Genomic DNA, 13,771 nt, shown 5'->3' on the forward strand with positions numbered 1-13,771 from the left:
TTTTTTAACAAGATGAATTTTTTAATCAAACTTTTATTATCATCATTATCTGTAATTGTAGCATCATATATACTCCCAGGAGCTTATGTAGATGGCTTTTTTGATGCTCTTGTGGTCTCTTTATTTTTAGCTCTTTTTAGTGCTACCTTAAAACCACTATTAGTTATTTTAACTATTCCTGTAACCGTATTCTCCTTAGGATTCTTTTTACTGGTAATCAATGCGTTAATGATAATGCTAGCCGATTATATTGTGGATGGATTTCATATTGATGGATTCTGGTGGGCACTTTTATTTGGTGTCATTCTGGCAATTGTAAACAGTATTTTTGAGGGTGTGAGTAAAAAAGATGATTAATTTTATATTTATTGTATTTTTTTAAAAAAAATTGTAATTTATTTTTTCAAAACTAACCACAAAACTATGGGTGCTCTTAACCAAGGCTTTGATGCCACACAAATAGAAAATTTAAAGCAAGAAATAGCTCAATCAAATAATAGCTTCGTTTTAGTGGATACAGAAGATAATAACGAAGAATATAAACACTTTCGTTTTGTGGGAATGTATGAAGGTAAGGAAGTGATTTATGATGCTGTTATTTATACTTTGAGATTACACCATGCAAGTGAAGTGTATGAGTTAGCAGAACATAAAGCAGCTCAGAAATTCCCCAATTTTAAACCTATCAAGTTCCAAGAAGATGAAAATGGTGATTTGAGAACCTTAGATGATGTTGAAGAGGAAATTGGCCTTTACATTGCTGAAATGATTGATGAAATAGAAGATGAGGAATTAGTAAAAGTCCAGGAACATGTTGATATGGATAATGGGGGTGAGTATGGAATTGGATTGGATATAGGTTTGAATGTAGATGAAGTGACAGACAAAGTGATGAATAAATTTGTTAATGATTTCAATGAAGATAATCTTAAATTGGATGATACCCTTTATTCTTTTGTCTCAAATGAAGAGGAATTTGATTTAGATTAATAATCTGATTTTAAAATATAACAACAACTAGCTATTAGTGTTATTTTTGTCGAATAACACTTTTTTTATGCTCAAAATCGCCTGGAGAAAAGAATATACACATCCTTTGCCCGAAAATCATAGGTTTCCAATGGAGAAATATGATCTCTTACCAGAACAATTGCTGTATGAAGGCACAGTTTCTGAGAGTAATTTTTTCTCACCTGATTTTCTCTCAGAGCAGGATATTTTACAAGTTCACGATGCAAATTATTGGCAAAAACTTAAAAGCTTAAGCCTAAGCAGAAAAGAGGAAAGAAGAACGGGTTTTCCACTTTCTCAGGCCTTAGTAGATAGGGAACGGATTATTAATCAAGGGACTATCGATGCTGCGAATTTTGCCCTTCAGTACGGTGTAGCTATGAATATCGCAGGCGGAACCCATCATGCCTTTTCTGATAGAGGTGAAGGTTTTTGTTTGTTAAATGATATTGCTTTAGCTGCTAATTATTTATTAAGAGAAGGTAAAGCAAAAAAAATATTAGTGGTAGACTTAGATGTACACCAAGGAAATGGTACTGCTGAGATATTTCAAAATAATGCTTCTGTTTTTACATTTAGTATGCATGGAAAAGGTAATTATCCTATGCATAAAGAAACATCAGACCTTGATATTCCACTAGAAGACGGAACTGATGATAGAAAATATTTAAAAATTCTTCGAGAAACATTACCTATGTTACTTGATGAACAAGAACCGGATTTTATTTTTTTTCAGTCAGGAGTGGATGTTCTATCAACTGATAAATTAGGTCGATTAGGAATGTCAATTCAGGGATGTAAAGAAAGAGATAGGATAGTTTTTGAACATTGCATAAAAAATGAAATTCCTGTTGTAGCGAGTATGGGGGGTGGTTATTCTGAAAAAATAGCTCATATTATTGAAGCTCATGCCAATACTTACCGCTTAGCTCAAGACTTATTTTTCTAATTTTCAATCATTTCTGTGGATTTTCGTATATTTAACTATGTCGAAAGAAAAATCCCTTTTTAGGCAAAGTGTAGTGTTTGGTAGCTATATTATATTAGCACTTTGGCTTGTAAAGTCCATGGAATGGGCATTTGCTACTAATTTTGCTCATTTTGGGATTATGCCTCGTCATCTTTTGGGTACCATTGGTATTTTTACTTCACCTTTTATACATGGTGATTTTTTGCATCTGTTATCCAACAGCTTTTCATTAATGCTGTTAATAATCATCCTATTTTTCTTTTATGATAAAATAGCACTTAAAGCACTATTATATATATACATCAGCACAGGTATTTTTGTATGGATCATTGCCAGAGAAGCCTATCATATTGGAGCAAGTGGAGTTATATATGGAATAGCCTCTTTTATTTTATTCAGTGGACTGTTAAGAAAGAATCAATCATCATTAGCATTATCATTTGTAATACTATTACTCTATGGAGGTATGTTTTATGGTGTTCTTCCTCAAGATGGCCATATATCATGGGAATCACATTTAATGGGCTTATTAAGTGGCTTATTAGTGGCAATTGCGATGAAAGACGAATTTGCAGGGCAAGCTGAATTAGAATTGTATTTTGAGAAAAACTTCGATGATGATGAATATCAGGACGATGGTACAAATTTTAACTTTACCAATCCAGAACAGGAGTTTTCTTATGAATATAAAACAAAAGAAATAGATGATACTCCTGATCCTAATAAAATAGATTAAAATCCCTTTTTTGTAGGCTTTGCACTTTAAGATGTTTGATTAACTTTGCAAGCGTTTGTAAAATCTAATCAAAATATAATTACACGTGAAAAACTTATCTATAGTACTTAATATCATTTTAATTGTAGCTGTTGGTTATTTGTTTGTTGATAAATTCAGTGGGGCAGGGGAAAGTGAAGAAACTGCAACAGAAGAACAATCAAATGATAAAATATATGAAAATGTAGCCATTGCTTATGTGCATTCTGATTCACTTTTAGCAAAATATGATTACATGAAAGAAATAGAATCTGAGCTTGCTGAGCTTTCTGAAAAATATGAAGGTGAATACCAAAACAGAGCCCAAGGTTTACAAAAAGAAATTAGTGATTTCCAAAGAACTGCTCAGAATTTAACGGTTGCTCAAGGGAAAGCATTGGAGGAAAACCTAATGAAAAAGCAGCAAAATTTAAGAATCTATCAAGAAGACTTGTCTAGAAAGTTAAGACAAAGAGAGATGGAATTAAATAATGAGTTATATAAATCAATTAGTGATTATTTGAAAGAATATGGTGATAAGAATAATCTTCAATTAGTATTAACTTACTCAAGAGGAAGTGATGTTTTATATGCTAATGAAGGCCTTGAAATCACTAATGATGTAATCAAAGGTTTGAATGAAGCTTATAATGCTGATTCTGCATCTGAAGAAGAATAATTTTATTAAAATTTAATAAATCAGCCCGTTCCTTAAATGGTGCGGGCTTTTTAATGTTAAATAATTTAAAACAATACTAAAGATTTACGGTATTCTTAATACTTTAATTCATTTAATTTGAATTAAGAACGAATCCCATTATTTTTGACAAGTTTAATTTGAAATAGACATATATGGCTGAAGTAATAAAAATGCCCAAAATGAGTGATACCATGGAGGAGGGTGTAATTTCCTCTTGGTTAGTGAAAGAGGGCGATGAGGTATCATCTGGAGATATATTGGCTGAGGTAGAAACCGATAAGGCCACAATGGAATTAGAGTCTTATGAAGATGGTGTAATTTTACATATTGGTATTGAAGAAGGAGACGCAGTGCCCGTAAATGGAGTAATAGCCATTATTGGAGAAAAAGGAGAAGATATTGAAGGCCTATTAAAAGATATTAAAGAAGGTGGTGGTGATAGTGGTAGTAATGATTATAGCGGTTCTGATGAAGAAGAATCTAGCGATTCAAGCTCTGATTCAAATGAGGAAGAAGTAGATGCATCGGATGTAAATGCTAACCTGATCACTATGCCTAAAATGAGTGATACCATGGAGGAAGGTGTAATCGCTTCATGGTTGAAGAAAGAAGGGGATAAGGTTGAGGCTGGAGATATATTAGCAGAAGTTGAGACTGATAAAGCTACTATGGAGCTGGAAGCCTATGAAGATGGTACTTTATTATACATCGGAATAAAAGAAGGTGATGCGGCCCCAATTGATGGTGTTATTGCTGTTATCGGTGAAGAAGGTGCTGATTATGAGAAATTATTGAAAGCGCATGAGCAGAAGAAATCGGGATCATCATCTAATAAAGAAAGTAAAAAAGATGATAAGAAAGAGGAGTCTTCTTCTAAAAAAGAATCATCTTCTCCAAGTCCAAATGCTTCAGCGAATACTCAGTCAGAAAATAAAAAGGGAGGAAGAATTTTTGCTAGTCCTTTAGCTAAAAAGATTGCTCAGGATAAAGGTATTGATTTAGCTGAGGTAGAGGGTTCTGGTAATAATGGAAGAATTATAAAAGCTGATGTTGAGAACTTTACTCCTAAAGCAAAATCCAGCGAGGCATCTCAAAAACAAACTAGTACTGAGCAGTCTATCAATATACCTAAAGTAGTAGGTGAAGAAAGCTACGAAGAGGTGAAAGTTTCTCAAATGAGAAAAACAGTAGCGAAAAGACTTTCTGAAAGTAAATTCACTGCACCTCATTTCTATTTAACCATGGAAATTAACATGGATAAGGCTATGGAGGCACGTAAGAGCATGAATGAGATGAGCCCTGTGAAAATATCATTTAATGATATGGTTATTAAAGCGGTGGCTGCTTCATTACGTCAGCATCCTAAAGTTAATAGTTCATGGTTAGGTGATAAAATCAGAAGAAATCACCATGTACACGTTGGTATGGCCGTAGCAGTTGAAGAAGGTTTATTAGTTCCGGTTATCAAGTTTGCAGATAATAAATCATTATCACACATTGCTGCTGAAGCAAAAGATTTTGCTAAAAAAGCCCACAATAAAGAACTAGAACCTAAAGATTGGGAAGGTAACACCTTTACTGTTTCAAACTTGGGTATGTTTGGTATTGAAGAGTTTACAGCCATTATAAATCCGCCAGATGCTTGTATTTTAGCAGTGGGAGGAATCAAGAAAACTGCTGTAGTAAAAGATGGTGAATTAGTGCCAGGCAATGTAATGAAAGTTACCTTATCATGTGACCACAGAGTGGTAGATGGAGCTGTAGGTTCAGCCTTCTTACAAACACTAAAAGGCTTACTAGAAGATCCAGTAAGAATATTAATTTAAAAATATATCTTAACCTCATTTATAAAGTCTCGTTGTTCTATAGCGAGACTTTTTTATTCATAAAATAAATTAGAAGATTCAGATGTCAAATATAAAATCAACAACGGTCTGTGCAGTAGTACATAAGGGTGAAGTAGCCATTGGAGCAGATGGTCAGGCAACGATGGGAAATACAGTAGCCAAAAGTAATGTAAAGAAGATAAGAAAATTGCAGGACGGTAAAATAGTAACAGGTTTTGCAGGTTCAACAGCAGATGCATTCAACTTACTTGAAAAGTTTGATGAAAAGCTAAATGCTTTTGGCGGTAACATGAAAAGATCAGCTATTGAGTTAGCAAAAGAGTGGCGGACAGATCGTTATTTAAGAAAGTTAGAAGCTATGATGATCGTAGCGGATAAAGATGAAGTGTTAATTATATCTGGAACAGGCGATGTATTGGAACCTGATAATCAAATAGCCACTATTGGTTCAGGTAGTATGTATGCTCAATCTGCTGCTACGGCTTTAAAAAAACATGCAGGCGATAAATTATCAGCGGAGGATATTGTAAAGGAAAGTCTGCATATTGCAGCGGATATTTGTATCTATACAAACCATAATTTAGTTGTAGAGACTATTAAATAGTTTTAAGAAATCATTCTTTTTATTATTTTTTAATGAACCACTAAAAAATTTTTGAACTATGGAAATCTATCATAACCCAAGATGCGGTAAAAGTAGAGAAGCATTGAAGCTTTTGACCGAAAAAGGTATTGAACCCGATATTAAGCAATATTTAAAGGAAATACCTACTCATGCTGAATTAGAAGATGTAATAAAGAAGCTTGGTATTTCTCCTGAAGAATTAATTAGAAAAAATGAAAAGGTTTTTAAAGAGTTATATAAGGGTAAAAAGCTTTCTGATTCTCAATGGATAGAAGCCATGATTGCAGAACCTAAATTAATTGAAAGACCAATTCTTATAAATGGTGATAAAGCTGTAGTGGGTAGACCACCGGAGAAAGTATTAGAAATTATTTAATAGTTATATGTAAAGTACTTTTACAGGCGATGTGAATTATATTCCATCGCCTTTTTTATTGTATTATAAAATCAGATATATATATCACTTTTGTATTATTTATAACAATCAGCTAATAGCAGTGTGAATTTATGATTAAAAACTATAAATATTTTTAATTTTTATTAATTATCTATAATTTATATAGGTTACTGGCTTGACTCACTATTATAGCTTTTGATTATGACTATATAAAAATTATAGATTTTCATTATATTCTTTTACTTACTATATTACAAAAGAATCTAACCTAAACACTTTTTTTATTATGGAACACATGAAGAATAATCTTGGAGATGTAGGAAAGTGCCCAGTGATGCATGGTGGTAATACTACTATCGGTGGACAGGGTACTATGAACAAGGATTGGTGGCCTAACCAGCTCAATCTTGGAATTTTACATCAACATTCATCTAAGTCAAATCCCCTAGGAGAAGATTTTGACTACGCAGAGGCTTTTAAGAAAGTTGATTTAAAGGCACTGAAAAAAGATATTGAAGAGGTACTTACTACTTCTCAGAATTGGTGGCCTGCCGATTATGGTCATTATGGTCCTTTTATGATTAGAATGGCGTGGCATAGTGCTGGTACCTACAGAACAGGTGATGGCCGTGGTGGTGCTGGAACAGGCAATCAAAGATTTGCTCCTATCAATAGCTGGCCTGATAATGGTAACTTAGATAAGGCAAGAAGACTGCTTTGGCCTATCAAACAAAAATATGGTAATAGTGTATCTTGGGCGGATCTGTATATTCTAACAGGTAATGTTGCCTTAGAATCAATGGGATTCAAAACTTTTGGTTTTGCCGGTGGCCGTGAAGACATTTTTCAACCAGAAGAAGATATTTATTGGGGTGCTGAAGAAACTTGGCTAGGAAACAATAGATATACGGGTGAAAGAGATTTAGAAAATCCATTGGCAGCGGTACAAATGGGATTGATTTATGTGAATCCTGAAGGTCCAGATGGTAATCCAGATCCTTTAGCATCGGCTAAGGATATTAGAGAGACTTTTGCTCGTATGGCCATGAATGATTACGAAACTGTTGCTTTAACTGCAGGTGGTCATACATTTGGTAAAACACATGGTGCTGGTGATGCAGCCTTAGTTGGTCCTGAGCCTGAAGCAGCCCCTATTGAACAAATGGGTTTTGGATGGATCAGTAAGCATAAAAGTGGAAAAGGAAGAGATACCATAACCAGTGGTTTAGAAGGGGCATGGACCCCAACACCTACTACTTGGGATATGAGCTACTTTGATGTTCTATTTGGTTATGATTGGGAATTATCAAAAAGTCCTGCAGGAGCGCATCAATGGGTGCCGAAAAATCTTAAAGATGAACATAAAGCGCCTGATGCTGAAGATTCATCTATGAAAGTAGGGATTATGATGTCTACTGCCGATATGGCCATGAAAGAAGATCCTGAGTACAGAAAAATCTCAGAACATTTCCATAAAAACCCTGATGAATTTGCTGATGCTTTTGCTAGAGCTTGGTTTAAATTAACGCATAGAGATATGGGGCCTAAAGTAAGGTATTTAGGACCAGAAGTACCGGAGGAGGATTTAGATTGGCAAGATCCAATTCCTGAGGTGACTCATGACTTGGTAAATGATGCTGATGTTAAAGAATTAAAGGCTCAAATCTTAGAATCCGGTTTATCGGTTTCTGAATTAGTTTATACGGCATGGTCATCTGCCTCAACTTTCAGAGGATCAGATATGAGAGGTGGTGCTAACGGAGCAAGAATTGCATTAACTCCAATGAAAGACTGGGAGGTAAATCAACCTGCTCAATTATCAAAAGTAATTGATACTCTTTCAGGAATTCAAAAGAAGTTCAATGATGCTCAATCAGGCAACAAGCAAATATCTTTAGCTGATATGATTGTGTTAGGTGGATGTGCTGCTGTTGAAAAAGCTGCTAAAGATGCAGGTCATAAGGTTGAGGTTCCATTCTCAGCAGGAAGAGCCGATGCTTCACAAGAATTAACTGATATTGAATCATTCAATTGGTTAAAGCCTGAAGCAGATGGTTTCAGAAACTATAGAAGAGCGGCTTTCACAGTTCCTGATGAGGAAATGCTAATTGATAAAGCACAATTATTAACTCTAAGCGCTCCAGAGATGACTGTATTAGTCGGTGGTTTAAGAGTATTAGATGCTAATTATAATAGCTCTAAGCATGGTGTTTTAACGAATAATCCAGGGAAGCTTTCAAATGATTTCTTTGTTAATATCACAGATATCAATACGAAATGGGAGCCTTCTAAAGAGGATGATATTTTTGAAGGAAAAGATAGAAGTTCAGGTGAAACTAAATGGACAGGTACTAGAGTTGATTTAGTATTTGGTTCTAATTCTCAATTAAGAGCAATTTCTGAAGTATATGCTCAGAATGATGCAAAGGAAAAGTTTGTGAAAGACTTTATAAAAGCTTGGGATAAAGTAATGAACTTAGATCTATTCGATTTAAAATAATAATAGCTGTTATATCATAAATAGAAAAGGCATCCGCTAATCAGCGGATGCCTTTCTTCTTTTATAATTCTTCTAATTAAGAATTATTTCAAAATATCTTTAAAAGTCTTAGCTACCTTTTCAATTTTAGGTCTAGATACGTTTACTATATATCGATTATTAGGGTTTTTCTTTTCGAAATCCTGATGATAATCTTCAGCCTTCCAAAACTTTGTAAATGGAGTTAGTTCAGTTACAATCTTATCTTCAAATTTTGGCGCTAATTCATTCATTTTCTTTAACGCGATATTTTTTTCTTTAGAATTTCTGTAGAAAATAGCGGATCTATATTGCTTCCCCACATCTGGTCCTTGACGGTTTAACTGCGTTGGATCATGAGCAACAAAGAAAATATCGAGTAGTTTTTCGTATGTGATTACAGTCGGATCATATAATACCATTACGCTTTCCGCATGATTGGTTTTACCATAACTCACCTCTTTATAAGTAGGGTTTTTCTTTTCTCCACCAGAATAGCCTGAAACAGCTTCTTTTACGCCTTTAATTTGTTCGAAAGAGGCTTCTACACACCAAAAACAACCACCAGCAAAATAAGCGGTATCTATTGCTGCTGGATTTTGAATGATCTCTGAGGTATTCTGAGTTTTTTCCTTTTTTTCATTTTCCGCAGCACAGGCGAAAAATAGCATACTTAAAATTACAATGCTTATATTTCTTATCATCATAGTTATTAGTTTTGGTTTATCAACGACTTAGACTAGTTTTTAGTTTTAGCCAGTTGATGATAGTCAGGGACTTGCTATTTTATATTAATTGTATTTTCCTTCTCGTAGGAAGCTATTTCATTTCTAAGCCAATCAGGAATTTCTATTGTGGTTTTGCTTTTAGTATCAAACATTACTTGGATAGATGTACCTACAGTATGAACATTTTTATCATCAGTTGTGATCATGTACTCGATTACAAAACTTTTCTTTCCCATTTCCTTTGTTCTTACCCAGCATTTGGTTTTGGGCATGCCAATTTTTAATTCCTGTAAATAATCGCAATTGATATTGGCCAATAAAAACATGTCTTTGTGCCAATCCCAGCTAGGAGCTGCTTCCAACATATATCTACCTCTAGCTATTTCAAAATACTGTATATATATTGAATTGTTTACATGGGCTAATGGATCCAAATCAGTCCATCTTACCTGAATATATTCTGAGAATTTAAAGTTATTAGGGTCTACGCTTGGTTTCATAAATTGATTTTTAAAAAAGGTGAAATTACCATTTTAATTCAAAAGACAACAGTGAATTGCTTATTAGGTTTTACCTTAATTTTAGAATCTATTATTGAACGGTAAGATCTGTTTATGATTAGATCTTTCATCATAAATAGTTAAGAATATGTTTGGATTGATAAGAATTGTTTTAAAAAATAACCCATTTTTTTTCTCTTGAGGATTGAATTGCTTTTTCAATAAACTGCATGCCTCTTACGCCATCATTTATATTGGCTTTTACAAATTTGTCATTATCGATTCCATTTTGGATGGTGTCATAAAAACCATCGTAAATTCTTTGAAATGCTTCTGTAAAATATGGTGAATGTCCTGGGATATGAATTTCATGTGATTCACCTAATTCATGATCAAGTCCTTTTATTTTTTCCTCTTTAAAATCAGGGTATTTGATTGTAATTTCATTTGGTTCATTATGATTCCAAATTAAACCAGCCTTACTACCATAAATGTGAAGACTTAAATCTTGGTCTTCCCCTGTGCATATTTGACTACAGGATAGATATCCCTTTGCTCCGTTATCCATTTCTAAAAGTACATTGGTGTCATCATCAATTTTCCTTCCATCTACTAGGATTGAAACATCAGCCATTAAACTTTTCACTTTTAATCCACTAACAGATTCTAATAAGTTAAATGCATGAGTTCCAATGTCTGCAATAGTACCGCCAACACCCGATTTTTCTGGATCAGTTCGCCAGCTGGCTTGTTTGTGACCTTCGGCTTCAATTAATTGTGAAAGCCAACCTTGTGAGTAGTCTACTTTTACTTTTCTGATTTCACCTAAATGACCAGAACTAATTAATTCTTCCGCCTTTTCTAATAAAGGATAACCTCTGTAGGTATAAGTCATAGCAAATTGAGCCTTGGTGTTTTCAACTACTTTCTGAAATTCTTTGGCTTCATAATAATCAAAGGCCAAGGGTTTGTCACATATCACATGAAAACCAGCTTCTAATGCAGCTTTAGCTTGTTTTACGTGTAAAAAGTTTGGGGTTACAATGGCAACAAAATCCATTCGGTCTTCCGGACTTAGAAGTGATTCCTTTTCAATCATTTCTTCATAACTGCCGTAAATTCTTGAATCATCTAAACCTAAATCTTTTCCTTTTTCTAATGATTTCTCTTTTTTTGCGCTAAAAGCTCCACATACTAGTTTAGCTTTTTTACTGGCAGTAGCGGTTATTCTATGTATATCTCCAATCATAGACCCCGGGCCACCGCCAATCATTCCCATTTTTAATTCTGAACTCATACTGAAATATTTTGATGTTTTTATCTATCTAGGCTGATGGATAAATTCCACCATTTATAAAATCTTTAACTGAAATCATTTCTGATTTCTTGAAACTAAACAATAACTTAGTTATTATTAAATTTGATATCGAAAAATTGAAGAATGAATAGAAGAGAAGCTATTAAAAAAACAGGCTTGGCATTGGGATTTGCGGCTACTTCGCCCTTGTTGATGCATTTAGTTCAATCCTGCGAATCTAAAAAGCCACTAGGATGGAAACCCAAGTTCTTTAATGAAAAACAAGCCTTATTAATAGCGGCTTTAGCGGATCAAATTTTGCCTAAAACGGACACTCCAGGTGCACTAGATGTAGGAGTCGATTCTTTTGTAGATAAGATGGTGGCTGAAGTATATAATAAAAAAGAGCAGCAACAGTTTTTAGAGGGTTTAGATAATTTTGAAAAAAATTGTGAATTGAAAAACGGAAAGATATTCACTGATCTAAATAATGAAGAGAAATATGATGCTCTTTTTAGCTTGCAAAGCGAAATTAAATATTTGTCATTTGAAAACGATCCTAATGAAAAGCCTTTCTTCTTAATGCTTAAGGAGCTAGTTTTATTAGGATATTTCACTTCAGAAGAAATCATGACTAAGCATCTGGACTATATGCCAGTTCCATCCCAATTAATTGGATGTGAACCTATGGAATCAAATCAAAAATTAAGGGTAGGAAATTATTTTCAGGGATGAGTAAAAAAAGTAATGAATTTGATGCTATAGTGGTAGGATCAGGTATTTCTGGCGGATGGGCAGCAAAAGAATTGACCGAGAAAGGATTAAAAACTTTAGTATTAGAGCGCGGTAGGAATGTTGAGCATATTAAAGATTATCCTACTATGAATAAAGCCCCTTGGGAATTTGATCACAGGGGGAAAGAATCTCAGGAAGTACAGGAGGAATATTACGTACAAAGCAAGACTTACGCCTTTGATGAGGCTACCAAGCATTTCTGGGTAAACGATAAAGAAAATCCTTATACTACTCCAGATAACAAAGAATTCAGATGGATTAGAGGAAATCATGTAGGAGGTAGATCCTTAACTTGGGGACGACAAAGCTATAGATTGTCGCCTATGGATTTTGAAGCCAATGCTAAAGATGGTATAGGGGTGGATTGGCCTATCCGCTATGAAGACTTAGCGCCATGGTATGATAAAGTGGAAGAGTTTATTGGAGTTTCTGGAAGAAATGAAGGTTATGCCCAACTACCAGATGGAAAATTCCAACCTCCTATGGATATGTATTGCGTGGAGGATAAGGTTAAAAAGGCTATCGAAAAGAATTGGGATGACCGTTTCATGACTATTGGTAGAACTGCAAACCTTACAGAAAATAAGCATAATCGAACCAAATGTCAGTATAGAAACCTGTGTAGTAGAGGTTGTCCATATGGGGGGTATTTTAGTAGTAATTCATCAACCTTACCCGCTGCAACGGCTACAGGGAACATGACTTTAAGGCCCAATTCTATTGTAGAATCTGTAATTCTGGATGATAGTACCAATAAAGCAAAAGGCGTTAGAATAATTGATGCTGAAACCAACGAATATCATGAGTATTATGCGAAAGTAATATTTCTCTGTGCTTCTACATTAGGCTCTACTTGGATTATGCTGAATTCAAGAAGTGACCGATTCCCAGAAGGTTTAGGAAATACAAGCGGAACATTAGGAAAGAACTTAATGGATCATCATTTTGAAGTTTATGTGAAGGCTCAATTTGATGACTTTAATGATAAATATCATACGGGTTATCGTCCAAATGGTATTTATGTGCCTCGTTTTCAAAATATTAAAAGCAAACATCCTGACTTTATTAGAGGTTATGGCTTCCAAGGAGGTGGAAATCGAGCTGGATGGGGGTATGGGAATCGATTAGCAGGTTTTGGAGCTGAATTTAAAGATGCTTTATTAAAACCTGGTCCCTGGGAAATGTCTTTTATGCCTTTTGGGGAAACTTTGCCTTATGAAGATAATCAAGTAACCCTAAATGAAAATGTAAGAGACAAATGGGGCTTGCCTACCTTGCATATTGATTGTGAGTTTAAAGAAAACGAACATAATATGCGAAAAGATATGATGAAAACAGGCGCTGAGATGTTGGAAGTAGCTGGCGGGAAAAATATTGAGACTGTCAATATGAAAGCAGTGCCTGGTTTTGGTATTCATGAAATGGGTACCGCCAGAATGGGGCGTGATCCTAAAACATCCATGTTAAATAGCCATAATCAACTTCACGAAGTTCCCAATGTATTTGTTACCGATGGTTCTGCTATGACCTCATCAGCATGTCAAAATCCAAGTTTAACTTATATGGCGCTAACCGCTAGAGCCGTTGATTATGCAGTTTCAGAATTAAAGAAAATGAATTTATAATGGA

General features: G+C 34.5%; 14 protein-coding genes. 11 read left to right on the forward strand and 3 right to left on the reverse strand.

Annotated elements, in window-relative coordinates:
• Window positions 1-12: 12 nt before the first annotated feature.
• From QYS48_RS13895 to katG, 9 genes are all read left to right on the forward strand, one after another.
• Window positions 13-357, forward strand: coding sequence for a phage holin family protein (locus QYS48_RS13895; RefSeq protein WP_302101138.1), 345 nt, complete (start codon window positions 13-15; stop codon window positions 355-357).
• A gap of 66 nt (window positions 358-423) precedes the next feature.
• Complete coding sequence (locus QYS48_RS13900) at window positions 424-990, forward strand: hypothetical protein (RefSeq protein WP_308356433.1); 567 nt, start codon at window positions 424-426, stop codon at window positions 988-990.
• A gap of 67 nt (window positions 991-1,057) precedes the next feature.
• A complete protein-coding gene (locus tag QYS48_RS13905) occupies window positions 1,058-1,960 on the forward strand; it encodes a histone deacetylase (RefSeq protein WP_308356434.1) in 903 nt (300 codons plus the stop codon).
• A 37-nt stretch (window positions 1,961-1,997) separates the two neighbouring features.
• Window positions 1,998-2,717: a rhomboid family intramembrane serine protease gene (locus tag QYS48_RS13910; RefSeq protein ID WP_308356435.1), complete on the forward strand. Its 720-nt coding sequence runs from the start codon at window positions 1,998-2,000 to the stop codon at window positions 2,715-2,717.
• Between the two features lie 85 nt (window positions 2,718-2,802).
• A complete protein-coding gene (locus tag QYS48_RS13915) occupies window positions 2,803-3,414 on the forward strand; it encodes an OmpH family outer membrane protein (protein WP_308356436.1) in 612 nt (203 codons plus the stop codon).
• 173 nt (window positions 3,415-3,587) lie between these two features.
• Window positions 3,588-5,261, forward strand: a complete 1,674-nt coding sequence (locus QYS48_RS13920) for a pyruvate dehydrogenase complex dihydrolipoamide acetyltransferase (protein ID WP_308356437.1) — start codon at window positions 3,588-3,590, stop codon at window positions 5,259-5,261.
• Window positions 5,262-5,343: 82 nt separating this feature from the next.
• Window positions 5,344-5,886 (forward strand): ATP-dependent protease subunit HslV, encoded by a 543-nt coding sequence (hslV, locus tag QYS48_RS13925; protein ID WP_302101135.1) that lies wholly within the window; start codon window positions 5,344-5,346, stop codon window positions 5,884-5,886.
• Between the two features lie 58 nt (window positions 5,887-5,944).
• Window positions 5,945-6,283 carry an arsenate reductase (glutaredoxin) gene (gene arsC, locus QYS48_RS13930; RefSeq protein ID WP_308356438.1) on the forward strand — a complete coding sequence of 113 codons (339 nt, stop codon included), beginning with the start codon at window positions 5,945-5,947 and terminating at the stop codon, window positions 6,281-6,283.
• A 307-nt stretch (window positions 6,284-6,590) separates the two neighbouring features.
• Window positions 6,591-8,804: a catalase/peroxidase HPI gene (katG, locus tag QYS48_RS13935; protein ID WP_308356439.1), complete on the forward strand. Its 2,214-nt coding sequence runs from the start codon at window positions 6,591-6,593 to the stop codon at window positions 8,802-8,804.
• 83 nt (window positions 8,805-8,887) lie between these two features.
• Here katG and msrA read toward each other — a convergent pair whose 3' ends face one another.
• The 3 genes from msrA to QYS48_RS13950 all read right to left on the reverse strand — a co-directional run bounded on the left by msrA (window position 8,888) and on the right by QYS48_RS13950 (window position 11,347).
• Window positions 8,888-9,529 carry a peptide-methionine (S)-S-oxide reductase MsrA gene (msrA, locus tag QYS48_RS13940; RefSeq protein ID WP_308356440.1) on the reverse strand — a complete coding sequence of 214 codons (642 nt, stop codon included), beginning with the start codon at window positions 9,527-9,529 and terminating at the stop codon, window positions 8,888-8,890.
• A 74-nt stretch (window positions 9,530-9,603) separates the two neighbouring features.
• Window positions 9,604-10,050 (reverse strand): thioesterase family protein, encoded by a 447-nt coding sequence (locus QYS48_RS13945; protein ID WP_308356441.1) that lies wholly within the window; start codon window positions 10,048-10,050, stop codon window positions 9,604-9,606.
• Between the two features lie 172 nt (window positions 10,051-10,222).
• Complete coding sequence (locus QYS48_RS13950; RefSeq protein ID WP_308356442.1) at window positions 10,223-11,347, reverse strand: Gfo/Idh/MocA family oxidoreductase; 1,125 nt, start codon at window positions 11,345-11,347, stop codon at window positions 10,223-10,225.
• 144 nt (window positions 11,348-11,491) lie between these two features.
• On the opposite strand from QYS48_RS13950, the gene QYS48_RS13955 reads away from it, so the two are divergent.
• Complete coding sequence (locus tag QYS48_RS13955; RefSeq protein WP_308356443.1) at window positions 11,492-12,082, forward strand: gluconate 2-dehydrogenase subunit 3 family protein; 591 nt, start codon at window positions 11,492-11,494, stop codon at window positions 12,080-12,082.
• Window positions 12,079-13,767, forward strand: coding sequence for a GMC family oxidoreductase (locus QYS48_RS13960; protein WP_308356444.1), 1,689 nt, complete (start codon window positions 12,079-12,081; stop codon window positions 13,765-13,767). Before QYS48_RS13955 ends, QYS48_RS13960 begins: the two co-directional genes overlap by 4 nt.
• Window positions 13,768-13,771: the final 4 nt, after the last annotated feature.

The sequence above is a fragment of the Marivirga arenosa genome (genome assembly GCF_030503895.2).
GTDB classification, from domain to species: domain Bacteria; phylum Bacteroidota; class Bacteroidia; order Cytophagales; family Cyclobacteriaceae; genus Marivirga; species Marivirga arenosa.

Coding starts and splice junctions, on each gene's coding strand:
- hslV (WP_302101135.1), top strand. CDS start 5,344: ATGTCAAATATAAAATCAACAACGGTCTGTGCAGTAGTACATAAGGGT.
- QYS48_RS13950 (WP_308356442.1), bottom strand. CDS start 11,347: ATGAGTTCAGAATTAAAAATGGGAATGATTGGCGGTGGCCCGGGGTCT.
- QYS48_RS13960 (WP_308356444.1), top strand. CDS start 12,079: ATGAGTAAAAAAAGTAATGAATTTGATGCTATAGTGGTAGGATCAGGT.
- QYS48_RS13905 (WP_308356434.1), top strand. CDS start 1,058: ATGCTCAAAATCGCCTGGAGAAAAGAATATACACATCCTTTGCCCGAA.
- QYS48_RS13945 (WP_308356441.1), bottom strand. CDS start 10,050: ATGAAACCAAGCGTAGACCCTAATAACTTTAAATTCTCAGAATATATT.
- msrA (WP_308356440.1), bottom strand. CDS start 9,529: ATGATGATAAGAAATATAAGCATTGTAATTTTAAGTATGCTATTTTTC.
- arsC (WP_308356438.1), top strand. CDS start 5,945: ATGGAAATCTATCATAACCCAAGATGCGGTAAAAGTAGAGAAGCATTG.
- katG (WP_308356439.1), top strand. CDS start 6,591: ATGGAACACATGAAGAATAATCTTGGAGATGTAGGAAAGTGCCCAGTG.
- QYS48_RS13895 (WP_302101138.1), top strand. CDS start 13: ATGAATTTTTTAATCAAACTTTTATTATCATCATTATCTGTAATTGTA.
- QYS48_RS13910 (WP_308356435.1), top strand. CDS start 1,998: ATGTCGAAAGAAAAATCCCTTTTTAGGCAAAGTGTAGTGTTTGGTAGC.
- QYS48_RS13900 (WP_308356433.1), top strand. CDS start 424: ATGGGTGCTCTTAACCAAGGCTTTGATGCCACACAAATAGAAAATTTA.
- QYS48_RS13955 (WP_308356443.1), top strand. CDS start 11,492: ATGAATAGAAGAGAAGCTATTAAAAAAACAGGCTTGGCATTGGGATTT.
- QYS48_RS13920 (WP_308356437.1), top strand. CDS start 3,588: ATGGCTGAAGTAATAAAAATGCCCAAAATGAGTGATACCATGGAGGAG.